Genomic DNA, 22,196 nt, shown 5'->3' with positions numbered 1-22,196 from the left:
TCCGCGCCCCCGTCAGCCGGTGCCGGTGGCGGCTGACGCCCCGGCGGTAGTCGTGGCGGAGGAGGCCGCGGCCCCGGTGGGTGGATCCGAGGGCGGGGCACCGGTGGGTCCCTGGCCCGGGGCGCCGCTGGGCGTGACACCGCTCTGCCGTCCGCCGGGGCCCCCGCCGGGCGCCGATCCGGCCCGGCCGCCGTCGAAGGGGAGGAGCGAGGACGGCGTCAACGAGGTGCCCCAGCCCATGAAGGCCATGCCGAGCACGACCGCGTAACCGAGGCAGCCGACGCCGACGAGCATGCCGATTCTGCTCAGCAGGCGGGCTCTGCGCCCGGAGTTGTCGACGAACACGGGGCCGTCCGTGGCCCCGCCGCCGCGCTTGCGGCGGCGGCCACGCACGTGGACACGGTTTTCGATGGCGGACTCGGATTGCATTCCCCGGACGGTAGGACGCGTTTATGTGTCAGAAACTCCGGATTCCGTGTGAGCGACCCATGAGGGGCGCCTCAACCTGTAGTTTCTCTATGAGAATCAAGAAATGCCCGCGCGCCCCGGGCCCGATGGACATGAGGGAAATGCGCCATTTCAGAGCCCGCAACACCCCGTTTGTCGGGATTTCCTCTCGCGATTTCCATGCGTGATCCCCGTTCGGCAATCCGCTCCGGGTGTGACACATTTCCAGTCGGGAAACGGCCGTTTGTTTCCGTCCTGAGACAGACATCACGAGACATCACGAGAGCGGGTGCGCGCACGATGCGGAGTTTCCTGAAGCCGACCGCGGGGGTTCTCTGTCTGGTGGCCCTGGCCTGCGCGGGGTGCTCCTCGGGCGGCGCCTCGGACGCGGCGTCCGCGCGCCCCGGCCGGACGACGGCCGCCGCCGCGTCGGCGGACCCGGGCACGACGGGCTCGTCGACCACCTCGTACGCCCCGTACGTGAGCGCCACGACCGCCGCCGCCACCGACTCGACGGGATCGCCGACCGCCTACAACCTGGCCTTCGTGATCTCGGACGGCAGCGACTGCACCCCGACGTGGGACGGCGCGTACGCGATCGGCGACACGGCCGTGAAGTCCCGGATATCGGCGCTCGGGAAGTCCGGCGCGCGGGTGCGGGTGTCGTTCGGCGGCGCGTCCGGCAAGGAACTGGCGTCGACGTGCGACAGCGCGGCCGACCTCGCCGCGGCCTACGGCGCGGCGCTGGACGCCGCCGGCTCCACCCAGGCCGACTTCGACGTCGAGGGCGGCCAGTTGGGTGACTCCGACTCGGTCGCGCTGCGCTCCGAGGCCATCGCGCTGCTCCAGCGGAAGCGCCCCGGGCTGACGGTGTCCTTCACCCTGCCCGTGATGCCGTCCGGACTCGACGCCGAGGGCCTCGCCCTCCTGGAGTCCGCCAACGACCACTCCGTGGACGTCTCCACGGTCAACATCATGACCATGAACTACGGCAGTTCGTACGCCGGCGACATGGGCGACTACGCGATCACGTCCGCCGAGAAGGCCCACGACCAGCTGAAGAAGGTGTTCGGGCTGTCGGGCGCCGACGCCTGGCAGGGGCTCGCGCTCACCTCGATGATCGGCGTCAACGACGTGGACAACGAGACGTTCGGGCTCGCGGACGCGGCACAGGTACGGGAGTTCGCCGAGGAGAAGGGGGTGGCCTGGGTGTCGATGTGGTCGACGTTCCGGGACCGGCAGTGCGAGAAGGGCAGCGCCACGGCGGGCGACGCGGCGACCGACTGCAGCGGGGTGAAGCAGAGCGCGGGGGCGTTCGCGAAGGCGTTCGCGGGCTGAGCCGACACCACGTGCCGTCAAACCGGACCCGGGGCACACCCGAAGACCTCCACCGGCCGAACCGACACCGCGTGCCGTGATCAGCGGCCGCGGTACACCAGTCGTCCGCCGATCACGGTCGCCACACAGGTCCCCGCACCGCGCCGCACCAGTTCGGCGCGGTCCGCGACGTCGAACACGGCGAACCGGGCGGGACCGCCCGGAACCAGCCCCGGCAGCAGGACCAGCGGGACCGGGGACAGCGCCGCCGGACCCGGCAGCCGGTCCGGCCGCCGGCCCACCGCGAGCCCGGACCTGCGCACCGCGTCGACCACCGCGCGCGACCGCAGCTCCCCGGCCACCGCCACCGTCCCGTGCGCCAGCATCCGCTGGACCCCGCGCCGGGCGCTCGCGCCGAGGCGCGCGGGGTCGGCCCGGAAGATCGCCCGGGCCCGCTCCCCTCCGATGGGCTCGGTGCCGAGGGCGTCGGCCTCACGCGGGTCCGGGTGGTACGTGGCTTCCAGGAGCTCCGGACCGTACGGGTTCAGCAGGCCCGGCGTCAGGATCCCGGGCCAGCGCCGCACCCTCGCGGTCGGGCGGACGGCGGCCAGTTCCTCGTACGGGCCGACGGCGGCGACGGCCGCCCCGTCGACCAGGACCGCCGTCCCGGGCGACTGTTCGGCGACGTGAAGTGTCAGCACGGCGCGGCTAGTTGGAGGCCAGCAGCTTCAGCTCGGGATGCGCCGTGCCGCCCTCGATCGCCGTCGAGGAGATGTGGGACATGACGCGCTCGTCGACCGGGTCGTGCGCCGGGTCGTCGTGGACGACGATGTGCTCGTACGTCGTGGTCCGCTGGGCCGGGACGCGGTCCGCCTTGCGGATCAGGTCGATGATCTCCAGGCGGTTGGAGCGGTGCTTGGCGCCGGCGGAGGAGACGACGTTCTCCTCCAGCATGATCGAGCCGAGGTCGTCCGCGCCGTAGTGCAGGGAGAGCTGGCCGACCTCCTTGCCGGTGGTCAGCCAGGAGCCCTGGATGTGGGCCACGTTGTCGAGGAAGAGGCGGGCGATCGCGATCATCCGCAGGTACTCGAAGAGCGTCGCCTGCGTACGGCCCTTCAGGTGGTTGTTCTCGGGCTGGTAGGTGTACGGGATGAAGGCGCGGAAGCCGCCCGTACGGTCCTGCACGTCGCGGATCATCCGCAGGTGCTCGATGCGCTCGGCGTTGGTCTCGCCGGTGCCCATGAGCATGGTGGACGTCGACTCGACGCCCAGCCCGTGGGCGATCTCCATGATCTCCAGCCACCGCTCGCCGCTCTCCTTGAGCGGGGCGATCGCCTTGCGCGGGCGGGCGGGGAGCAGCTCGGCGCCGGCGCCGGCGAACGAGTCGAGACCGGCGGCGTGGATCCGCTGGATGGCCTCCTCGACGCTCACCTTGGAGATCCGGGCCATGTGCTCGACCTCGGAGGCGCCGAGGGAGTGGATGACCAGCTCGGGGTACGCGCCCTTGATCGCGGCGAAGTGCTTCTCGTAGTACTCGACGCCGTAGTCCGGGTGGTGCCCGCCCTGGAACATGATCTGCGTCCCGCCGAGCTCGACGGTCTCCGCGCAGCGGCGCAGGATGTCGTCGAGGTCGCGCGTCCAGCCCTTGGCGGTGTCCTTGGGGGCCGCGTAGAAGGCGCAGAACTTGCACGCCGTGACGCACACGTTCGTGTAGTTGATGTTGCGCTCGATGATGTACGTCGCGATGTGCTCGGTACCCGCGTACCTGTGGCGGCGTACGGCGTCGGCGGCGGCGCCGAGCGCGTGCAGCGGGGCGTCGCGGTAGAGGACGAGCGCCTCTTCCGGGGTGATCCGCCCACCCTCGGCGGCACGGTCCAGCACGGACTGAAGGTCGGCCTTCTCGGTCACCGGGAGCGTCCCTTTCGTAAGGGTTGTGGACAGACTCAACCACCCTACGCCAGGCCACCGCACCGGCCGACGCCAGGCCCGCCGGCCGCGTCAGGCCGCGTAGGCCCCGATCAGAAGTCCCACGTAGGCCCCCGCGATCAGGAACGGCCCGAACGGGATCGACGTCCTGCGCCCCGCGCGCCGCGCGATCACCAGCGCCGCCCCGTACAGCCCGCCGAACAGGAACCCGGCGAAGGTCCCGAGGACGACCACGCTCCACCCGTACCAGCCGAGCACCGCGCCGAGGCCGAGGGCCAGTTTCACGTCGCCGAAGCCCATGCCGTTCGGGTTGACGAGGAACAGCACGAAGTACGCGCCCCCGAGCGCGAGCGCCCCGAACAGCGCCGTCGGCCACTCCCCCGCGTGCTCGGGCAGCGCGGCGGCCACCCCGAGCAGCAGCAGCGCCGCCGCCGCGAGCGGCAGGGTCAGCGCGTCCGGCAGCCGCTGGACCCGGAAGTCCACCACGGCGAGCAGGACGCCGAGCGGCGCCAGCAGCAGCCAGACCCCCAGCTCCGGACGCGTACCGGTCGCGAGGGCGAGCCCGGCGCAGAGCAGGGCGGTGACCGGCGGGACGAGGAGGACGCTCGGGCCGTAACGGATTCCGCCCGGGGAACGGGCGGGCCCCAGCCACCCGCGCGCGGCCCCGGTGATCGGCTGCCCCTCGGGACAGCGGTCCCGCCACGGCTCGTCCGGGTCGACGGCGAGGCGGTACGCGGGCCGGGGCACCAGGAACCCCGCCGCCGCGCCCCAGAGCGCGGCGACGACGGTGAGCCAGAGGTCGAGATCCACGCTTTCCCCCAGGACGAGTCCGGTACGACAAACACGGCGACGGTCACGACGCCCGCCCCGCGGCCGCCGGTTGCGGCCGGCCGGTACGGGTACGGCTGGCCGCCGGTACGGATTCGACCGGGGCCGACACGGGTCCGGCCACCGGGACGGGTCCGGCGGCCGGGGCGGGGGTGTCAGCCCACCGCCGCGCCGCTCCGCCAGGTCGGCAGCAGCTCGTCGAGCAGCGCCTCCGTCCGGGGCGGCAGCCCCCGCGCCCCGCTGCGGGCCACCAGGTCCGCGGCGAGCCGCTTCACCTCGTCCTCGTCCCCCGTCGCGTGGGTCGCGCGCAGCAGTTCGTTCCACAGCCGCTCGTCCGTCGGCGCCGAGTTCATCGACGCGTTCAGCGCCTCGATCGCCTTCTCCGCCCGGCCCTTCTCCAGGTGGAACGCGGAGAGCGCGAGGCCGATGTCCGCCACGAGCAGCGGCAGCCGGGCGTCGATGATCTCGTGGGTGAGCCAGCCGTAACGCCCCTCGGGACGGTCGGCGAGCAGCGGACCGCGGACGAGGACGAGCGCGTCGGTGAGCAGCCGCCCGCGGACCACCCGGCTGTCGACGCCCTTGCCCTGCGTCGCCTCGTGGTAGAGGGAGCGCAGCACGTCCAGGTCGGAGACGACGGACTTGGCGAGCGTGAGCCGTCCGGTCGCGTCGGTGCCGAGACGGGGCGTGCCGTCGGGGTCGTCGCCGAGCCAGCCGCGCAACCGCTCGACGAGCGCGTCCCGCACGTCGTCGGTGACACCGCGCGGCCACAGCGCGGAGGACAGCACGCGCGGGTGCACCCCTTCGCGGTGCAGCAGGAGCAGCGCCAGCGCCTCGTGCAGCAGCGGACTGCGTTCGCCCTCGGGCGTCTCCAGGCCGATGATCTCGTACGCGCCGACGAGCCGGGCGTACACGGCGGGCCGGCCCTGCTCGCTGACGTCGACGAGGAACGGCGGGGAGTCGTTCGGTCCGTCGGGCCCGCCCTCCGGGTCCGCCTCCACGAAGAGTTCGACGACCGCCCGCTGCTGGGCGACCGGCAGCATCTGCGCGTCGAGTTCGAGGCCGAGGAGGGGTGCGAGCAGCTTGCCCTCGCCGGTGATCTCCATCTCCCAGGCGGCGCCCGGCAGTTCGCCGGACTCGGTGCCGACGAGACAGCCGATCCCCAACCGTGCCGCGTCGGAGGCGAGTTCGGCGAGCCTGAGGGCGTCGGCGGAGGACGGTTCGGCGGCGAGGAGGACGAGGTGCGGGGCCCAACGGGTGTGCTGGGCGGGCCCGGTGCGGCCGGTGAGCACGGAGTCGTGTCCGGCGGCGCCCAGCGCTCCGCGCCGCTGCCGCGTCTCGGCCTCCATGGTCTCCATGAGCGCCTCGACGTCGTCGAGGTGGCGCAGCCGGTTGGGCGCGAGCGGGGTCAGGTCCTCGCCGAAGCCGACGAGGGTGATCGTCATGCGGTCCGACCAGCCGTTGGTGGCCAGTTCGGCGGCGACGGAGGCGAAGACGCCCGCGCGGTCGGCCGCGCTTCCGCTCAGGGAGACGATGCCGGGCACGGCCTCCAGGTTGAGCAGGAGCCGTGAGTCGTCCATGGTGCCGAGGCTGACGAGGCCCGGGTAGGGGGCGGCGGTGTCGGTCTCCTCGTACCGCTCGGCGTCCGCGCGCGCCAGCATCCAGAACGTCTGGTCCTGGCCGAGCTGCCACGGCGCGGGCGGCTTGCCGGCCGGCTGGGCGAGCTGGAGGTGCAGATCGCCGTTGCCGCCGAGCCAGGCCGCGTAGACGGTCGGCAGCGGGCGCGACTCGGCGGCGAGGGCGGCGGCGAGTCCGCGCAGCGACAGGTCGAGGAGGCGTACGCCCTCGGGGTCGGCGCCGACGAGCAGCGCGTCCTGGGCGTCCGCGGCGGATCCGGTGGGAACCGGCGGCTCCGTGCCGCGCCGTTCGCCGACGGCGCCGAGCGCCGACTGCCACAGGGCCTGGCGGCGGCGCCGGCCGAGGGCGCCGAGGAGGCCCGCGGCGAGGAGGGGCGCGCCGACGAGGGCCTCGGGCAGCCCGAAGCCGCTCCCGTCGGAGGCCGCGTGCGATCCCTGTCCGTGGTGGGAGTCCACGGAGGCCTCCTCGGCGGAGGCGCGCCCGCGCTCCTGGCCGTGGTCGCCGCCGGCGCGCTGCTGGGGCACGCGGAAGTGCCCGGTGTCCCGGTCGACCTGGTCGTTCCGGCCGCTCTGCCGCCCGGCGCCGCCGCCCTGCTCGCCGTCGGCCTGCCGGTGGTCGCCGGTCTTCGCGTAGTCGTGGATCTGCTGCTGGACCTGCTCCGGGATCCCGGGCTTCGCGTCGGGCATCTCGACGAGCTCGCCGCCGTGGGCGTCGCCGGGCATCTCCATGATCCAGCCGGGCCGGATGAGGCTGGCCTCGGACAGCTTGGACCCGTCGGGCTGCGTACGGTCCTTGTTGAGCTCGTAGATCTCCTTGTACCGGCGCCCGTCGCCGAGGTGGCGCTGCGCGATCTCCCAGAGGGAGTCGTGGTGACGGCCCTCGGGGGGCTGGATCCGGTAGTACTTCGTGTCGCCGTGCCGGGCGGAGGCTCCGCCGTCCGGCCGGGAGGCGGCCCGGGAGGCGGCGTCGGCCTGCTCGGCGACCGCCGCGGCGGCGTCGGCGGCGGTCCGCTCCTGCTGCTGCCCGAGCAGCCCGCCCGGCGTGTGCCGGGCGGCGGCGACGGAGCCGTGCCGGCTGCCCTCCAGGCCCTGGCCGAGCTGGGACAGGCCCGGTGCGAAGCTCGCGGCGGCCGCGCCGACGAGCAGGAGCGCCGCGACGAGCTGACGGGCGAGCAACTGGCTCGGCCCGGCGCCCGGCACGCGGTTCGGCAGCCCGACGCCCGAGAGCGCGGCCTTCATCTCGACGAGGACGCACGCGGCGAACTGCGCCCACGCGAGCCACACGAGGACCGTCAGGACGTGGAGGAACGTGCCGACGGTGATCTCCTGCTGGAGCCAGTCCAGCGAGGGCGTCCCGTGCGGCAGCGGCCAGCCCACGACCGCCACCAGCGCGCCGGGCACGCCGACGAGCAGCACCAGCAGGGCGACGAGCGCCCCGAACGCCTTCACGAAGTCCCCGAACGTCCGACGACGCCGGGGCAGGGGCTGCGGCGTCCGATTCCTCGGACCCGGCGAGCCGCCCGTCGGACTGGAGTTGGTGCGTCGCGCCATGGCGGTGTCCTGGGGTCGTATGGGGAAGATGTCGGTTCGGGGTGAACCGAGCCTACTGAGAGTCTAAAGAGGGTGTCGAAGGCCCGGCAGGGGACATCGCCCCCACCCCGCCTGTCTCCTCACCGACCGTCCGGCACGACCGAGTTGCCTCTTCACCCCCGGCACCCGCCTCCCCCGTTGACCCCCACCGCTCTCACACCGTCCGCGGGACCGCCTTCACGCACCGTGCGCGACAGGCCTGTTGGGGTGCGACGCTTCCGATCGAGCACAGCGCCCTTTGCCTGCCGTTGAATTCGGCTATACCCGGGCCGAACCGGGCTCGCATAGAGTCACAAGGTTGGCATGAACACAGAGTGCGCGCAGACGGAACCGCGCGTCGGACCACGGGGCGTCGATGAGCGATCTGAAGGCGGACACACAGCGCATACGCGAGTGTTCTCGCGCGTTGCAGCGGATCTACCACTCCTTCACCGACCGAGCCAACCCGGCCGAGGACTTCTCGCCGGCAGAACTGGGAAACCAGCGCATCGTCGACGCGTTCGACGAATTCGCCAGCAATTGGAAGATCCACCGCAAGGACCTGGCCGAGCAGATCGAGACGCTCGGCACGATCACCTGGGAAGCGGCCAAGAGCTACGACGCCATCGACGCGGAACTCGCCGCCGCCCTGCGCCGGCAGGACGCGAAGACCGAACAGGGTCCGGGGCCCTCGTGAGCCGTCCACCGGCCCACGAGTGGTCCGTACTGGGTGAGGACGGCGATCCGGTTCCGGGGGACCCGGATGCGATCGCGCTGCTCGGACAGTCGCTCCGCGAGATGGCGAACGACATCCAGCGCGAAGCGGGCGACGTCGAGGCGCTGAGCGGTGTCGAGTCCTGGAAGTCCAAGGCGGCCGACTCCTTCCGCGACACGGCGCAGGACACGATCAAACCCCTGCGGAAGGCCTACCACCGCTACGACAAGGCCGCGAGCGCGATGGGCACGCGCGTCCGCCCCGGCAGCACGGGCGACTGGGCCTCGGCCCTCGAGCACGCCCAGCAGCTGGCCGACAAGGCGTTGAAAGCGGCCAAGGACGCGGACGCCGACCACCGGTCGGCGGTCACGGGCATCGGGAACCTTCCGCCGCACACCAAGGACGACGATCCCGAACTGGTGCGGCTGAAGAAGAAACGGGACGCCGCCGCGGGTGACCTCGATGACGCGAAGGCCCTGCTGCGGGAGGCCGAGCGCGTTCGTGACGACGCCGCGGACCGGGCTGCCGCGATCATCCACCGCGCCATCACCCACGACGGGATGCACGATTCCCGATGGGACAAGTTCGGCGATGCCGTGGACTCCGTCGCCTCCGAGGTCGGAGAGGCGCTGACGGAGGCGGGTGAGGTCCTCGTCTCGGACCTCGCCTCCATCGGCAAGGCCATGGTGGACGATCTCCCATCGACGCTGGCCGTGCTCGGAGGGCTCGGCCTGGCGGCGCTGGGGGCCGGTGAGGAAGTCGGCGGCATCCTGCTGGACGCGACCGGGATCGGAGCGGCTCTCGGGATTCCCATCAACGTCGCGGCCGCGGCCCAGATCGCCGCCGGGCTCTCGATCGCGGGCGCCGGCGCGGCCGGCATCATGAACGACGCGATGGGGCCCGACCGGGTCGACATGACGTCCGACGGCTCGGGCGGGGGCGGGGGCGGCGACTGGGACACGGCGGCCAAGGTCGACCGGACCAAGCCGTCGGGCGAGGCGGACCCCCATGCCCAGCCTCGCGGGAATCCGGAATCCCTCAGCAAGAACGACGACGCCGAGACGATACGCGCGAAAGGCCGGGAAGTGCACTCGGCCGAAACCTTGGCCCGGCAGGGGTACGACGTCGAACAGTCTCCCGGGAAGATGCCCAACGGAACCAAACCCGACTTCCGTGTCGAAGGAAAGATATTCGACAACTACGCCCCCACCTCCGACAACCCCCGCTCCATCTGGCGGGCCGTGGAGAAGAAGGTCGACAAGGGACAGACGGAGCGCGTCGTCCTGAACCTCGGAGACAGCGGAGCCGATCTGGGCGCTCTTCGACAGCAGTTCCACAGTTGGCCCAAGGAGGGCTTGAAGGAGGTGATGGTCATCGATCGCGAGGGCAACATAGTTCACCTCTATCCGTAGGAATCAAGGGATCTTTCCGCATGGCAATCGAATATGACCTCGACATCGCGACACGGTCACCCGCATCCGAGGTCGCATCCTGGCTCGCCGAGATCGGCAGGGAATCCGGCGTGTTCGACGAATCGATCACGGGGGAGCGACTGACGGAGAGGGGAGTTTTCGCGTACACCCGTCGTGAGACGTGCGTCAGCGTGCTCCAGCAGCGGCCACCCCAGCCGTGGGACCCCGTCGTCACGAATCTCGGGTTCGCTCCGACGGTCGGCGTCGGCTTCCGCATGGGCAAGGAGGCAGACACCTCGGACCAGCAGAACGACATGATCCGCCTGATCGCACCCCTGCTGGACCGGATCGAGGGCGACGCCGTACTGCACTACCAGTTCGAGGTCGTCTGGCTGCTCCGCAAGAACGGCGAACTGAGCCTCAACGAACGGGACGATCTCTGGCCGGCGGATCGGCTCGCTCTCGCGCCCCGGCCCTATCGCCGGGAGACCCACACCATGGACATGGATTGAGTTCTCCAGTGAAGTTCAGGTTCCACTCGAGCGACATGCCCGGACGCGACATCTGGTGCCCTGACGCCGAGGTCGCCCACGCCTTCAAGGGCAGTTCGGACGTCTTCTCGGGGATCTATCGGACGGACTCGGGAGTGGGACCACTCGCAGCCGGTGAATGCGTCGTGGATTTCGAACGCTTCCGGAAGCTCTCCGAAGTGGCCGTAGCCCGATTCACCGCGTCGGACCAGGGAATCCTCCGTTCCCTGAGCCTCGGTTTCATCGCCACGGCCCTGGTGCTCATCGACAGGGCCGGCCACCCCGCTCCCGCCATGCCCGGCCCGGCCCAGGAACTGGCCTGGGCGGCGCTCCGGGACCAGCACGCCCGGGCCATGCCCGTCTGAGGAGCGCGGGGCGGACCAGGACGAGACCCCGGCCGGCTTCCGCGTCGGCCGCGCCCCGCCCGCCGTACGGGAGTGGCAGCGGGCTCGCGTCCCGGGCACCGATCCGCGGCACCCCGTCCCGCCGGTGCAGGCGCAGGGCCGCGGGCCCCTTCGGGCACGGGTGAACCCCGTTTCCGATGGGGGGAGTCGATGGCCGGCCGCGGGTGCGGTGGCGGTGTCACAGCCGTCACGGCAGGACGGAGTGGCGCGCTTCCGGGTCTCCGGACGCCACAGAGCGACCTTCGCGTCACCGAACGCAGACCTCAAAATCGAGGCAGCACAATCCGTTGCCGTAGCCTGACACCCGAACGAGGCACCCAGAGCGCCGAGTTGCAGTGAAGGAGCCGTCGATGCCGCTGCGGAACCACCCCACCGCTCGACAACTGCGCCTGGGCGCGGAGCTGCGCAGGATGCGCGAGTCGGCAGGCATGACGGCGCGGGAGACAGCCGCGCTCCTCGGAGTGAACTCGTCCCAGATGACCCATGTCGAGTCCGGACTGTCGGGTGTCAGCGAAGCACGCCTTCGCCGCCTCGCCGCCCACTACGCCTGCCTCGACGAGGCTTTGATCGACGGCCTGGCAGCACTGGCCACGGATCGCACCCGCGGCTGGTGGGAGGAGTACCGCGGAATCCTCCCCGCGCCCTTCCTGGACCTCGCGGAGCTGGAGCACCACGCCACGTTCCGCCGCGACGTCGACTTCCTCCACGTACCCGGGCTCCTCCAGACCGAGGACTACGCCCGCGCGCTGTTCTCGTTCACGACTCCTGAACTGCGCCCGGATCAGCTGGAGTCATGGGTGCGGCACAGGATGCGACGTCGCACGATCCTGGAAGGGCCGAGGACGATTCCGTACGAGACGGTGATCCACGAGTCGGCGCTGCGGATCAGGGTCGGCGACCGAGCGGCCACTCGGGTGCAGCTGGGCAGGATCCTGGAGCTCTCCGAGGCCGACCACGTGACCGTGCGGGTCATTCCCTACGACCTCGACGGATTCGCCGGGGCCGGCAGCGCCATGGTGCACATGGGTGGCGCCGTTCCCCGCCTGGACACCTTCGTGCGCGATGCTCCGTACGGCACGGCGTTCATCGATTCGGAAGCTCAACTCGACCGTCTCAGATCGCTGTTCCGTAAGGTGAGGAGCGTGTCGTTCGAGCCCGAGCGGTCGCGCGACTTCATCCACCGGCTGACAAAGGAACTGTGAGGCGCGGCATGAGCACCCCCTACACCTGGCAGAAGTCCTCCTTCTCCGGCGGCGGCGAAGGAAACGCCTGCGTCGAGCTCGCCTCGACCGCTGCCGCCCTGCACCTCCGCGAATCCGACGACCCCGGTGTCGTCCTCAGCACCACCCCGGCCCCGGTCGACCACCTCCTCCGCGCCATACGCACCGGAACGGTCGCCGCACCCCGGCGGCGGTAGTGCCTCCGGGTTTCGCGGCTTCGTCCACAGGTCTCGTCCCGGGAGTCACCCACTGATGCGCATCGACGTCGACGATCCCGAACTGGACGTGGGAATCGACCAGTCACTGATCCGTCAAGGTCGGCCGTTCACCGGAGAAACCGTCGAAACGGATCCCCGGACAGGGCAGGTGGTCGCCGTGACCACCTACGCCGAGGGCCTGGAGGACGGCCCCGCCCGCGCATGGTATTCGGACGGAACGGACAGGGCGGAAGGCCAGTGCCGGCGAGGAATTCCGTACGGCCGGTGGCGGGACTGGCACCAGAACGGCCGGCTCGCCGTCGAGAAGGAGTACGGCGCGCGCGGGACGGTTCGTTCGATCAAGAAGTGGTCGGAGAGCGGTGAGCTCATCGACGACCGGACCTTCGACGCCTGAAGCCGCGCCCAGACCATCGTCCCCTCCCATCGGACCGACCACCGCCAGGAGAGCCGTGCCCGACATCAACCTTTGCCAGATCTGCGGCGAGGCGGCTCCCCCGGTCGACGGGCATTCCGGGGAGATCATCGGATACCGCCTGCTTCGGGACCAGTGGTCCGACTCCCCCTCCTTCCTCGACGGGAATCTCCACTTCTCGTGCCTCGAGCGATCGGAGGAACGGGAGGCGTTCCACGCGGAATTCGTCCACCTCGTTCAAGCCGGGCACGAGGAGATCTCCGGCCTGGAGAAGTCCCACCCGCCGCTCACCAGGATGGGCCTGAGTATGTTTCCCGTCTTCTCGGGCGACGAGTGCGACATCTTCCAGAGCGGGAAGGCCGATCGCTGGATGCTCGTGAGCAAGACCGGTCCGTGGTTCGGCTTCGGTCTGGCCCAGCTCCGGGCCATCGGCTCGGACGAAATTCCGGTCTCGGCTTCCGAGGTGACCCGTTACCGGCTTCCCGTCGACCTCGGGGACGAGGTCGGAACGTACGGACTTTCCGACCTCCTGGAAGCACTCGGGGTGGCCCACCGGTACGCGGACACGACCGAACTGGCCCGTGTGGAATACCGTTTCGTCGACTACTACGCGCCGAAGAATCTCATCGACTACGTGGCCCTGGCGCCCCTTCCCTTTCCCGAGGAAGCCCGCACGTTTCTCGCCGCCCACGCGAAGACGTACACCCCCGTCACCTTCGACGAGGAGGACGCGTGATCGAAAGCCCCGCGCCTCCGGAGGCCCCCGGCCTGTTCCCGGGTTTCTCCCCGTCCGTCCCGGAGTCCTGGTGGGAGTTCGGCATCCGCACCCTCCGCATGGTGCTGCCCCAGACGTGCATCCCGGTCCCGGGAACCACCGACAAGGTCGTTCTCGTCTCCGGAACCAGCCCGGTGCTCGACCTGGCCGCGGCCTTCCACGACATCTTCGGCGCGGTCACCGGCACGTTCCGGTTCGCCTGACCGGCACATCAGGACTCCAGGAGGGGGAACGGACATGGGTGGTGGCGGCAAGAGCGACCTCGCGCTCCCGCTGAGCGAGCTGGAGGACTACGGCGGCCGGCTGCGGGACATCAAGACCCGGCTGAACCACACCAAGAAGCTCTTCGAGTCGTACGAGGACGACCTCGGCGACCGCACCGTCTACGACGCCCTGGACGACTTCGAGTCCGGCTGGGAGGACGGCCGCGAGGACATCGGCCAGTCCCTCGACGCCCTCGCCAAGATGTCCGACGCCGTCGTCCGCGAGTTCCGCAAACTCGACGACCAGCTGGCCAAGGACGTCTCGGAGGGCGTGAAGACGGAGAAGAAGGACGGGGCGAAGTAGCCCTGGGACAGCGGATCGGCGAGGTGCGGGGATGATCCGGGTCGTGGGGTTCTTCCGTGAGCTCGAACCGGGGTGGGGGCTTCCCCCGGACGGGTTTCTGCGGGATGCCGTGAACCCGGTGGGCGAGCCGGACGAGGCCCGGATCGTCGGCTATCTCGGGCGGGGTGCCGGGGTCTGGGCCGAGACGAGCGCGGGGCCCGACGTCCTGGACCCGCGGGGCCCCGTCCTGTCCGGCATCGGGTCCCTGTCCACGGACGGGACCTGGCTGTGGCGGCAGGACCTGGCCCACTACCTCGGCACGTACCACGTCTCCCTGCCCCCGGACTTCCTCACCCACGTCAGGAACGCCCGGTACCGGGTTCCAGAGGTGCCCGAAGCACGGCTGCTGGAGATCCTCACGCGCGATCTCGGGGTCGCGGTGGGCTGAGTCCCTCCCCGGCAGAACGGGAGCCGGGACCCCGCCGGGACGGGGCCGGCGCCTCAGCCCACCTCGTTCTCCGCCACCGCCCGGCCGTGGACCGTCACGTCTCCGCCGTAGAACATGCCCGTGAAGACCGGCGAATAGGTCAGCTGGACCTCCACCTCGACCTGGTCGGCGTCGGCGGTCACGCAGTGGGTGGCGGCGATGTCCGCGCCGGACATGCCCATCTCGCGGGCGAACGCCTTCACCCGGGCACCGCAGTTCTCGAAGTTGATGGGCGCCGGGCCGTTCTCGTTCTCGTAGAGGGATTCGAGGTCGATGTCCTCGGCGGCGTAACGGGCCGCCTGCTCGGCGATGTCCGCGGCCCGCTCCCGCTTGGAGATGGACATGCCGCCGTCGATGACGAAGGCCGAGAGCGAGAGGAAGACGAGCGCGAAGATGATGACCGCGCCGGCGCCCGACCCGCGGTCGTCCAGCCGCCCCCGGCGCGCGGCCACCCAGCCGCGTACGGCGGGGAACGGCTTCACGCCCTCCCCCACGGAGGAGCACGGCCTCGTCCCCGCCCCCGCTGCGGAGCCCCGCTTCATGCCGTCCTCCGGAACGGGTCGAGAGGGGAGCTGAAGGACGACCGGAGAGTGGTCGGCACGTCGAGGCCGATCATCGCCAGGCCCCGTACCTCGCAGCTCACCTCGACGGTGAACAGCGTGTCCGGCTCGAAGCCCGTGCTGGTCTGCGTCACGTTCACCGGCCCCGAGCAGACGTCCCCGAGGTCGGCCTCGGCCGCCTTCCGTGCCTCGGCCATGGCGGTCGCGTGGTCCTTCTGGATCGAGCCGGCCCTAGCTGCGTCCCGGGCCGCGCCGTCCAGCGCCCCGCGGCCGTCGACCAGTTGCCCGAACGCCACCAGCACGAGAATGAAGAGGATCATCACCGGCGCCAGGATGACCACCTCGATGGTGGACAGCCCCCGGTCACGGTGGTCGCCGCCCACGCGGTCGCGCACGGCCCCGAGCAGGGCCCTCGGCCCCCTCACGGCCCCTCCTCCTTCACGAACCGCTCCACCGGGCCCGACGACCGCGCGTGCACGGTCAGGTCCAGGCCCGGGAACACCGCCGGGACCCTCGCCGTGATCTCGACGCCCACGGTGTCCTGCTCCGGCTGGAGCATCCTCACGTCCGGGGACAGCACCAGCTTCGGGCCGAGCTGGCGGATGTAGCTGTCGACGACGTCGCCCGCCTCCCCGCGCCACGCGCCGGGCTGCGCGTCCGCCGTGGCGCGGGCCTTGCGGGCGCCCGCCTGGGCCGCCGCCTGGGCGACATGGTCCGCGAAGAAGTACAGCGCGAACTGCACCGTCGCGAAGATCATGAAGAACAGCACCGGAGTGAGCAGCACGAACTCGATCGCGGTCATGCCGGAGTCGCCGCGGGCGGAGGCCGCCTCCACCCTGCGGCGCGCCCAGCGGCGTACCCCTCGGTCCTCGCTCACTCATATCCCCGTCTACGGACTCAGCAGGTCTTGCCCGCGTCGGCGCCCTTGATGCAGTTGCCGACCTTGTTGGCGCCGTCGCTCAGCGCCGCGTTGATGATCGCGGCGACCACGCCGACGATGGCGACGACGACGGCGGAGATGATGACCCACTCGACCGCGGACGCCCCCCGGTCGAGTTCGCCGGAGCGGGCGCGCTGCACCCGTCCCTGGAGGAAGGTGATCAGGAAGTCCACCCCCGGGATCCCGGTGCTGAAGTTCCGTCCGTTCATGGTGAGTTGTCCTCTCGAAGAAGAGTGGTGGCCGTTGGAGCGGGGCGAGGATCAGACCTGGAACACGCGCATCGCCGCCGGGAAGATCAGGAACACCAGGAAGCCGGCGCACAGCAGCAGCTGGGCGACGAGCATCGACTGCGACTTCTCGCCGGCGCTGCCCTCGATCTCGGACAGCTCGCGGTGGCGCATGGTCTCGGCGCGCGAGGCGAGCGACTCGCGCACCTTGGCGCCGTCGTCCGCGACGAGCGCCAGGGAGGCGGACAGGTCCTTGAGCTCCTCGACGCCGAGTTCCTCGCCGAGCGAGCCGAGCGCCTGCCACTGGCTGGTACCGGTGATCCGGGCGTCGGCGAGCGCGTTGCGGATGCGCTGCGTGGCCCAGCCGTCGGAGATCTCGGCGGCGGCCATCAGCGCCTCGGGCAGACCGCGCCCGCCGGCCAGGCTCATCGACACGAGGTCCAGATACGCGCCGATCACCCGCCGCAGGTCGCGGCGCCGGTCCACCGCGTCCCGCCGCACCTCCAGATCGGGCAGGAAGAAGAAGACGACCGCGAACAGCAGCGCGAGCCAGACCGGGATGATCGGACTGCGCCCGACACCGAGGGTCCAGACGACGGCGAAGAGGAACGGGCCGAAGAAGACACCGGCCGCGGCCAGCAGCACCTTCGTCGCGAGGAACCTCTCCCAGCTCCGGTCCAGGACGGCCAGGTCGGCGCGCAGCGAGCGCTGTTCCCAGCCCTGCTGGAGGTAGAGCTCGGCGACGCGCGCACCGACCTGGGCGCGCAGTCCCGCGAAGCGCCCGCTGTCCCGCTGCCCCTGGTGCGCGGACTCGTACGCCGCCCCGCGGGCCCGCATCGCGTCGATCCGGGCGACCTGCGCGACCGCGCTGCGCCGGGACGGCATGAGCGCGCGGACCAGGGCGTAGACGCCGAGGCCCAGGACGGCGCCGATCAGGATCGGCATGGTCAGGTTCATCGGCGCACCGCCTCGTCCCCGGAAACCGGTGTACGGGGCCGCACGAACCGCACGGACGCCTCGTCCCGTACCAGGAAGCGTTCCGGGGTCTCGATCGTGGACAGCTTGCGCAGCCACCAGAAGCCGAGGCCGAACAGGCCGCAGACACAGGCGAGGACGAGCTGTCCGACCGCCGTGCCGTACGGCTCGACGAACTGACGGTTGAAGATGGACAGTCCGAGGACGAAGGCGATCGACACCGCGACGACGATCTGCACCGAGCGGCGGGTCGAGGCGCGCTGGGCCATCACGCGCTGGCGCATGTCGACCTCCTCGCGCGCCGACTTGGCCAGTGCGCCCAGCACCTGGCGGAGCCCCGGCCCGCGCAGCCGCGCGTTGAGGATGAGGGCCGCCACGATGATGTCCGCGGACGCGTCGTCGATCTCGTCGGCGAGCTGCTGAAGGGCGTCGGGGAGCGGTGTCCGGGAGCGCAGCCGGTCCACCAGCGCGTCCAGGTGCGGCCGCAGTACGGGGGCGGAGGCGCGTGCCGAGGCCGGGATGGCCTGCTCCAGGCCGACCGCGCCGGCGATGGTGTCGCGCAGCGACTCGGTCCAGGAGGCCAGGGCCTCGACCCGGCGCATCGCGGCCTTCTCCTCGGAGGCGCCGCCGAAGAGCTTGTCCCAGAAGAAGACGAGGACGCCGGCCGCGAGTCCGGCGACGGCCCAGCGGGTGAGCAGGAGGACGACGAGACCGGCGATGGCGGCGGTCGAGCCGCGCCGGCCGGCGAAGCGGAGCAGCTCGTTGGCCCGCTCGCTCGCCTTCTGCCGCTCGTGCTCGGGCTTGGCGGGCAGTCCGCGTACCGCGATCACGAACAGCGCGAGGCCGCCGCCGACGGCGATCCCGCAGGTGAGCGCGTACAGCACGGGCAGGGAGAACAGTCCGCCCATGGTGCCGAGCGAGTCGAGGGCCGCGAGCGGGATCGTGTCCGGGGTGCCGAGCCCCGCGAGGGGGGCCGTGTCCGGGGTGCCGCCCGGCGCCACGGCCGTGGTCAGGTGCGGCACCGCGGCGACCGTGGCCGCCGTCATGTCCTGGGTCATCGTCGTCACCAATTCCCGCTGCCGGGCAGCCGGTAGCCCTGCGCGACGAGTTCGTCGAGGCAGGCGATGGGCGCGTGCGGGACGATCCGGCCGTCCGGGGCCTCCGCGAACACCTCGCTGGACAGCACCCGTCCGTCGACGCCGTTCACCTCGCGCACGGAGGTCACCATGCGCTGGAGCCGGCCGCCGGACTCGTAGCCGTTGCGGCGCTGGATGAAGACCACGAAGTTCACCGCGCCCGCGATGAGCATCTGGCTGGCCTCGATGGGCAGCCGCTCGCTCGCCTGGAGCGCGTACGTGGAGATGCGGTTGAAGACCTCGCTGGAGCTGTTCGCGTGGATCGTGGACAGCGAGCCGTCGTTGCCCTGCGACATCGCGTTGAGCATCGTCACGATCTCGTCGCCGAGGACCTCGCCGACGATGACGCGCGAGGGGTTCATGCGCAGCGATCGGCGCACCAGCTCGGCCATCGTGATGGCGCCCTGGCCCTCGGAGTTGGGCAGCCGCTCCTCGAACGCCACGACGTTCGGGTGCAGTTCGGCGAAGGTGTCGAGGCCGAGCTCCAGGGCACGCTCGACGGTGATGAGGCGCTCGTGCGGCGGGATCTCGTTGGCGAGGGCGCGCAGCAGGGTCGTCTTTCCCGCGTTCGTCGCTCCCGCGATCATGATGTTCTTGCGGGCGCGGACGGCGCAGGCGAGGAAGTGCGCGACCTCGGGGGCCAGCGTGCCGTTGCCCACGAGGTCGGACATGAAGACCTTGCCGAGGCGGGCGCGGCGGATCGACAGCGCCGGGCGGCGGGTCACGTCCATGACGGCGGAGAGCCGGGAACCGTCCGGCAGCCTGAGGTCGAGCTGCGGGTTCGCGGAGTCGAAGGGCCGGGACGACAGACCCGAGTAGGCGCCGAGGACCTGGATCAGCTCGACGAGTTCCTCGTCGGTCTCGGCGACGGGGTCCCCCTTCGCCTCCCGGCCGTCGGCGTAGCCGATGAAGACCTCGTCGCACCCGTTGATGTCGATGTTCTCGACTTCCGGGTCGTCGAGCAGCGGCTGGAGACGGCCGACGCCGAAGAGCGCGGCGTGGACGGCGGCCGCGTACTGCTCCTCGGTCTCCGCGTCGAGCGGGGTGCGGCCGAGGTTGATCTCGGTGCGGGCGTGGTCCTCGAGTATCTGGGCGATGACGGCACGGGCGTAGTGCCGTTCGTCCTCGCCGGACATCGGGGTGACGCCGCGGACCTGGTCCTCGCGGCGCTGTTCGGAGATGCGGTCACCGGCGTCCTGCCGGAACCGCTTGACCAGCTGGTGGTCGACGGCGGTCACCGGCCGGCTCCGGCGGCGGGCTGTCCCTGCCCGGCACGGGGTCCGTCCGCGGGTGCGGACCAGGCGGCGCCGTACTGCTGGTACAGGTCCGCGGTCACCTTGCGGGCCGAGCGGATGAGCAACGACTTGTCGAGGCGGCCGCGCCGGCGGCCGGCGAGCTGGGCGGCGCCGGCCGGGTCGTCGGCGATCGTCCCGACGACGCGGGCTCCGGTCTGGGCCGCGACGAGCATGTCGTTGACCTGGTGGACGAGCTTGGCGGAGTCGCCCGGGTCGGCGACGAGGACGACGCCGATGAACGGGGTGGCGAGTCCGCCGGCGCCGCGCGGGCCGCCGTGCAGCTTGGCGGACAGGGCCGCGGCGCGGTCGCGGACGCGGGCGATGGACTCGGGTTCGGTGCGGGCCAGCAGGAGCACCAGGGCGGCGTGCGGGAAGAGTTCGGCGGCGGGGGTGTCCCCGCTGATCCGGCCGCAGTCGGCGATGACGTCGGCGGGCGCGTCCGGGGAGTCGGCGAGCTGGGCGAACGCCCGGCCCAGGGTGGGCCAGAGTCCGGCGAGACCGGCGGCCTGCTCGGACATCCCGAGGCCGACGAGGACCTCGAGGCCGCCGCTCAACGGCTGTACGTGGTCCCAGAGCTGGTCGGGCACGAGACCGCGCCGGGCGGTCGCCGCGATCGACAGCATGCCGGTGTTGGGGTTCAGCGGGCCGCCGTGGGCCGCCGCGCTGCGGTACACGAGGTCGCCGCCGGCCGGGTCGGTCTCGGCGAGCAGGACCCGGCGGGGCCAGACCGCCGCGAGCGCCACGGCGGCGGTGGTGACCCCGGGGGAACCCTTGTCTGCGGCGAGGGCGATGAGCGCCATGTCCGTCTACTCACTCGCCTCTAGTTGCCGGGAACGATGACGAGGGCGACCTGGCCCGCCGAGGCCGCGGCGGTGACGGCCGCCGCCTGACCGCTGTCCAGGATCAGCGTGACGGGCAGGTTGGTGCTGCTGATCGTGCTGTCCGAGTCGCTCTTGACCGAACTGACCTTCGCCCGCTCGACGATGAGGCTGTTGTCCGCGCCCGAGGAACCGGAGGAGCCCGTCGCGTTCGACGAACCGCGGCTGCCGCTCGATCCGGTGTCGCCGACGCGGTAGACGGCCACCGTGTCACCGGGCTTGATGCCCGCGGGGTACTGGCCCTCCTTCAGGGAGACGCCCACGGAGACCTTGCCGGCGGGCAGTTCGGCCCCCTCGGCGAACATCTCACCGATGACCACGGTCCCCTTGTAGATCGGGGACTTGGCCTTGAGCTTCTTGAGCTCGCCGATCTGTGCCCACGGGACGTAGTTGATGGAGGCGTCGTCCGCGACCAGCACGGAGATCACGTGGTCGCCCACGGACTCGCCGGCCTGGATGTCGCTCGTCACCTTCACGACCTCGACCCGGTCACCGGCACGCAGCACCAGCATGGTCGCGCCGAGCGCGCCGACGAGGATGAGGAGCACCGCGAGGGCGGCCAGTGCGGGTTTGCGCTCGCGAGGCGGGGTGGGCAGACGCTCACCGATCGCCGGTTGCGCCGACCCGGCGGAACGGCCGTTGCCCGCCCCCGTACGCTCTTGGATCCTCACGCGACCGCTCCCCGTACACCCAAGATGATGCCTGCCAATTCACGCGCCATTCAGGACACTTCACTCCTCCGCCCCCATACGGGACGGACCGTGCGACCTGGCCGGATAGCCAGCGCTGGAGCGGGTGTCAAGCCATGGCACCGTATCAGCCGCACATAAGCCCCTCAAGGCGCCCCAAGGGCCCTACAGCACACCCGACTCGACGTTATCGACGCGCAACGGCAGCCTTCCGGTTCCCTGTTGAGCACACCGTTCCATCGGGCACCCGACCTGTGCGGCAGCGAATCTCTGACATGCCCCTTTCCGGCACTTCGTCACCGGGTGTGCACGATGCCTGCACGAGGCGCTTACGGATGAGGCCGTAAGGACATGATCTTTCAGCCACACGGAGGACAGCCGTCACGGCCCGGATGACCACCCCACCCCTGAACGCCACCGACGGCGCCTCGAAGGCCGAGAGCCGGGCTCAGAAGCCCCACGGGCTCGGGTGGGGCTCGGCGGCCGGGTCCTGTGACCAGACGAGGCGGGTCTCCAGGTCGTCGCCGAGGAGTTCGGCCAGGCGGGCGACGGCCCAGCCGTTCCACTGGACCGCGACGGGGAACTGCGGAACGCGGAAGGAGGGCAGGTCGAGCGGGAGTGCGTCCGGGCTGAACACGGTCTTCCGCATCTCGCCGGTGGCCTTCTTGGGCCGGGACGACGAGCGGGCGTCCACGCAGTCGACGATCCGGTCCACGAGGTGCAGGACGTAGGTGTCCTCGGGGGACCCCTCCACGCGGACCGGGAGCAGCGGGCCCGACTTCTCCAGGTCGGCCCCCAGGTGGTCCACGAGTCGGCCGCCGAGGATCGGAGCGCCGGGATAGTCGGACGCGAACTCGGCCTTGCGGCCCTTCGGGTCCCCCGTCCACTCCGCCCCGAACGCGGTGGGCCGCGGGGCCCGGTCGCCCTGCAACTGCCGGCGCTTGAGGTCGACCAGCGAGTCGTCCAGACGGAGCGTGCGCAGATTCCGGGTGCTCGGCATCAGCCGGTACACGGCCAGGGGCTCGGAGTTCATGGAGGCCATCATCACGCCGTCAC

The 22,196-nt window shown here is 71.4% G+C and carries 27 protein-coding genes; 12 read left to right on the top strand and 15 right to left on the bottom strand.

Annotation, left to right across the window (positions count from 1 at the left end; all coding sequences use genetic code 11):
- Positions 1-12: 12 nt before the first annotated feature.
- Positions 13-429, bottom strand: coding sequence for a hypothetical protein (locus CW362_RS06065; RefSeq protein ID WP_103548316.1), 417 nt, complete (start codon positions 427-429; stop codon positions 13-15).
- A 318-nt stretch (positions 430-747) separates the two neighbouring features.
- Here CW362_RS06065 and CW362_RS06060 point away from each other — a divergent pair, with 318 nt between their 5' ends.
- Entirely contained in the window at positions 748-1,785 is a 1,038-nt protein-coding gene (locus CW362_RS06060) for a chitinase (protein WP_103548315.1), read from the top strand.
- A gap of 80 nt (positions 1,786-1,865) precedes the next feature.
- Here the strand turns inward: CW362_RS06060 and CW362_RS06055 are convergent, their stop codons facing one another.
- The 4 genes from CW362_RS06055 to CW362_RS06040 all read right to left on the bottom strand — a co-directional run bounded on the left by CW362_RS06055 (position 1,866) and on the right by CW362_RS06040 (position 7,703).
- A complete protein-coding gene (locus tag CW362_RS06055) occupies positions 1,866-2,465 on the bottom strand; it encodes a hypothetical protein (protein WP_103548314.1) in 600 nt (199 codons plus the stop codon).
- Positions 2,466-2,472: 7 nt separating this feature from the next.
- Entirely contained in the window at positions 2,473-3,672 is a 1,200-nt protein-coding gene (gene mqnC / locus CW362_RS06050; protein WP_103548313.1) for a cyclic dehypoxanthinyl futalosine synthase, read from the bottom strand.
- A 90-nt stretch (positions 3,673-3,762) separates the two neighbouring features.
- Positions 3,763-4,500, bottom strand: coding sequence for a prepilin peptidase (locus CW362_RS06045; RefSeq protein WP_103548312.1), 738 nt, complete (start codon positions 4,498-4,500; stop codon positions 3,763-3,765).
- Positions 4,501-4,673: 173 nt separating this feature from the next.
- On the bottom strand, positions 4,674-7,703 hold the full coding sequence (locus tag CW362_RS06040; RefSeq protein WP_103548311.1) for a bacterial transcriptional activator domain-containing protein: 3,030 nt from the start codon (positions 7,701-7,703) through the stop codon (positions 4,674-4,676).
- A gap of 394 nt (positions 7,704-8,097) precedes the next feature.
- Here CW362_RS06040 and CW362_RS06035 point away from each other — a divergent pair, with 394 nt between their 5' ends.
- The 11 genes from CW362_RS06035 to CW362_RS05985 all read left to right on the top strand — a co-directional run bounded on the left by CW362_RS06035 (position 8,098) and on the right by CW362_RS05985 (position 14,401).
- Entirely contained in the window at positions 8,098-8,418 is a 321-nt protein-coding gene (locus CW362_RS06035; protein ID WP_103548310.1) for a hypothetical protein, read from the top strand.
- On the top strand, positions 8,415-9,848 hold the full coding sequence (locus CW362_RS06030; RefSeq protein WP_103548309.1) for a CdiA C-terminal domain-containing protein: 1,434 nt from the start codon (positions 8,415-8,417) through the stop codon (positions 9,846-9,848). The genes CW362_RS06035 and CW362_RS06030 overlap by 4 nt, the downstream gene beginning before the upstream one ends.
- A 20-nt stretch (positions 9,849-9,868) precedes the next feature.
- A complete protein-coding gene (locus CW362_RS06025; RefSeq protein WP_103548308.1) occupies positions 9,869-10,360 on the top strand; it encodes a SitI3 family protein in 492 nt (163 codons plus the stop codon).
- Positions 10,361-10,395: 35 nt separating this feature from the next.
- The gene (locus CW362_RS06020; RefSeq protein WP_162683976.1) at positions 10,396-10,743 is read left to right on the top strand and encodes a DUF6086 family protein; all 348 of its coding nucleotides are present in this window, start codon (positions 10,396-10,398) and stop codon (positions 10,741-10,743) included.
- 389 nt (positions 10,744-11,132) lie between these two features.
- The gene (locus tag CW362_RS06015) at positions 11,133-11,984 is read left to right on the top strand and encodes a helix-turn-helix domain-containing protein (RefSeq protein WP_103548306.1); all 852 of its coding nucleotides are present in this window, start codon (positions 11,133-11,135) and stop codon (positions 11,982-11,984) included.
- An 8-nt stretch (positions 11,985-11,992) separates the two neighbouring features.
- Positions 11,993-12,199 (top strand): DUF397 domain-containing protein, encoded by a 207-nt coding sequence (locus tag CW362_RS06010; RefSeq protein ID WP_103548305.1) that lies wholly within the window; start codon positions 11,993-11,995, stop codon positions 12,197-12,199.
- 55 nt (positions 12,200-12,254) lie between these two features.
- Positions 12,255-12,614: a toxin-antitoxin system YwqK family antitoxin gene (locus CW362_RS06005; protein WP_103548304.1), complete on the top strand. Its 360-nt coding sequence runs from the start codon at positions 12,255-12,257 to the stop codon at positions 12,612-12,614.
- Positions 12,615-12,669: 55 nt separating this feature from the next.
- Complete coding sequence (locus CW362_RS06000; RefSeq protein ID WP_103548303.1) at positions 12,670-13,368, top strand: hypothetical protein; 699 nt, start codon at positions 12,670-12,672, stop codon at positions 13,366-13,368.
- On the top strand, positions 13,365-13,610 hold the full coding sequence (locus tag CW362_RS05995) for a hypothetical protein (RefSeq protein WP_103548302.1): 246 nt from the start codon (positions 13,365-13,367) through the stop codon (positions 13,608-13,610). Before CW362_RS06000 ends, CW362_RS05995 begins: the two co-directional genes overlap by 4 nt.
- A gap of 34 nt (positions 13,611-13,644) precedes the next feature.
- Positions 13,645-13,974 (top strand): hypothetical protein, encoded by a 330-nt coding sequence (locus CW362_RS05990; RefSeq protein WP_103548301.1) that lies wholly within the window; start codon positions 13,645-13,647, stop codon positions 13,972-13,974.
- 31 nt (positions 13,975-14,005) lie between these two features.
- Entirely contained in the window at positions 14,006-14,401 is a 396-nt protein-coding gene (locus CW362_RS05985) for a hypothetical protein (protein ID WP_240657681.1), read from the top strand.
- A gap of 53 nt (positions 14,402-14,454) precedes the next feature.
- Here the strand turns inward: CW362_RS05985 and CW362_RS05980 are convergent, their stop codons facing one another.
- The 10 genes from CW362_RS05980 to CW362_RS05935 form a co-directional block, all read right to left on the bottom strand.
- Positions 14,455-14,922: a TadE/TadG family type IV pilus assembly protein gene (locus CW362_RS05980; protein ID WP_240657679.1), complete on the bottom strand. Its 468-nt coding sequence runs from the start codon at positions 14,920-14,922 to the stop codon at positions 14,455-14,457.
- Positions 14,923-14,978: 56 nt separating this feature from the next.
- Positions 14,979-15,425 (bottom strand): TadE/TadG family type IV pilus assembly protein, encoded by a 447-nt coding sequence (locus CW362_RS05975; protein ID WP_103548299.1) that lies wholly within the window; start codon positions 15,423-15,425, stop codon positions 14,979-14,981.
- On the bottom strand, positions 15,422-15,802 hold the full coding sequence (locus CW362_RS05970) for a TadE family protein (protein WP_240657695.1): 381 nt from the start codon (positions 15,800-15,802) through the stop codon (positions 15,422-15,424). The genes CW362_RS05975 and CW362_RS05970 overlap by 4 nt, the downstream gene beginning before the upstream one ends.
- 95 nt (positions 15,803-15,897) lie before the next feature.
- Complete coding sequence (locus CW362_RS05965; RefSeq protein WP_037627216.1) at positions 15,898-16,149, bottom strand: hypothetical protein; 252 nt, start codon at positions 16,147-16,149, stop codon at positions 15,898-15,900.
- A gap of 51 nt (positions 16,150-16,200) precedes the next feature.
- Complete coding sequence (locus CW362_RS05960; RefSeq protein ID WP_162683975.1) at positions 16,201-17,124, bottom strand: type II secretion system F family protein; 924 nt, start codon at positions 17,122-17,124, stop codon at positions 16,201-16,203.
- Positions 17,121-18,050 (bottom strand): type II secretion system F family protein, encoded by a 930-nt coding sequence (locus CW362_RS05955; protein WP_103548388.1) that lies wholly within the window; start codon positions 18,048-18,050, stop codon positions 17,121-17,123. The genes CW362_RS05960 and CW362_RS05955 overlap by 4 nt, the downstream gene beginning before the upstream one ends.
- A 155-nt stretch (positions 18,051-18,205) precedes the next feature.
- The gene (locus CW362_RS05950; RefSeq protein ID WP_103548297.1) at positions 18,206-19,516 is read right to left on the bottom strand and encodes a TadA family conjugal transfer-associated ATPase; all 1,311 of its coding nucleotides are present in this window, start codon (positions 19,514-19,516) and stop codon (positions 18,206-18,208) included.
- Complete coding sequence (locus tag CW362_RS05945; RefSeq protein WP_103548296.1) at positions 19,513-20,373, bottom strand: hypothetical protein; 861 nt, start codon at positions 20,371-20,373, stop codon at positions 19,513-19,515. Before CW362_RS05945 ends, CW362_RS05950 begins: the two co-directional genes overlap by 4 nt.
- A gap of 20 nt (positions 20,374-20,393) precedes the next feature.
- A complete protein-coding gene (locus CW362_RS05940; protein ID WP_103548295.1) occupies positions 20,394-21,122 on the bottom strand; it encodes a hypothetical protein in 729 nt (242 codons plus the stop codon).
- Positions 21,123-21,588: 466 nt separating this feature from the next.
- Positions 21,589-22,173 carry a hypothetical protein gene (locus CW362_RS05935; RefSeq protein ID WP_240657677.1) on the bottom strand — a complete coding sequence of 195 codons (585 nt, stop codon included), beginning with the start codon at positions 22,171-22,173 and terminating at the stop codon, positions 21,589-21,591.
- Positions 22,174-22,196 lie beyond the last annotated feature (23 nt).

Origin of the sequence: Streptomyces populi, from assembly GCF_002911015.1 — a bacterium.
Taxonomy (GTDB): Bacteria; Actinomycetota; Actinomycetes; order Streptomycetales; family Streptomycetaceae; genus Streptomyces; species Streptomyces populi.
The sequence above is the reverse complement of the archived record's forward strand: the minus strand, read 5'-3'. Positions and strand labels throughout refer to the sequence as shown.

What these genes read in the sequence shown, in the direction of transcription:
- CW362_RS06065 (WP_103548316.1), bottom strand. Translation starts at nt 429, where the DNA reads ATGCAATCCGAGTCCGCCATCGAAAACCGTGTCCACGTGCGTGGCCGC.
- CW362_RS06060 (WP_103548315.1), top strand. Translation starts at nt 748, where the DNA reads ATGCGGAGTTTCCTGAAGCCGACCGCGGGGGTTCTCTGTCTGGTGGCC.
- CW362_RS06040 (WP_103548311.1), bottom strand. Translation starts at nt 7,703, where the DNA reads ATGGCGCGACGCACCAACTCCAGTCCGACGGGCGGCTCGCCGGGTCCG.
- CW362_RS06035 (WP_103548310.1), top strand. Translation starts at nt 8,098, where the DNA reads ATGAGCGATCTGAAGGCGGACACACAGCGCATACGCGAGTGTTCTCGC.
- CW362_RS06025 (WP_103548308.1), top strand. Translation starts at nt 9,869, where the DNA reads ATGGCAATCGAATATGACCTCGACATCGCGACACGGTCACCCGCATCC.
- CW362_RS06020 (WP_162683976.1), top strand. Translation starts at nt 10,396, where the DNA reads ATGCCCGGACGCGACATCTGGTGCCCTGACGCCGAGGTCGCCCACGCC.
- CW362_RS06015 (WP_103548306.1), top strand. Translation starts at nt 11,133, where the DNA reads ATGCCGCTGCGGAACCACCCCACCGCTCGACAACTGCGCCTGGGCGCG.
- CW362_RS06010 (WP_103548305.1), top strand. Translation starts at nt 11,993, where the DNA reads ATGAGCACCCCCTACACCTGGCAGAAGTCCTCCTTCTCCGGCGGCGGC.
- CW362_RS06005 (WP_103548304.1), top strand. Translation starts at nt 12,255, where the DNA reads ATGCGCATCGACGTCGACGATCCCGAACTGGACGTGGGAATCGACCAG.
- CW362_RS05990 (WP_103548301.1), top strand. Translation starts at nt 13,645, where the DNA reads ATGGGTGGTGGCGGCAAGAGCGACCTCGCGCTCCCGCTGAGCGAGCTG.
- CW362_RS05985 (WP_240657681.1), top strand. Translation starts at nt 14,006, where the DNA reads ATGATCCGGGTCGTGGGGTTCTTCCGTGAGCTCGAACCGGGGTGGGGG.
- CW362_RS05970 (WP_240657695.1), bottom strand. Translation starts at nt 15,802, where the DNA reads ATGACCGCGATCGAGTTCGTGCTGCTCACTCCGGTGCTGTTCTTCATG.
- CW362_RS05965 (WP_037627216.1), bottom strand. Translation starts at nt 16,149, where the DNA reads ATGAACGGACGGAACTTCAGCACCGGGATCCCGGGGGTGGACTTCCTG.
- CW362_RS05960 (WP_162683975.1), bottom strand. Translation starts at nt 17,124, where the DNA reads ATGAACCTGACCATGCCGATCCTGATCGGCGCCGTCCTGGGCCTCGGC.
- CW362_RS05955 (WP_103548388.1), bottom strand. Translation starts at nt 18,050, where the DNA reads ATGGGCGGACTGTTCTCCCTGCCCGTGCTGTACGCGCTCACCTGCGGG.
- CW362_RS05945 (WP_103548296.1), bottom strand. Translation starts at nt 20,373, where the DNA reads ATGGCGCTCATCGCCCTCGCCGCAGACAAGGGTTCCCCCGGGGTCACC.
- CW362_RS05935 (WP_240657677.1), bottom strand. Translation starts at nt 22,173, where the DNA reads ATGAACTCCGAGCCCCTGGCCGTGTACCGGCTGATGCCGAGCACCCGG.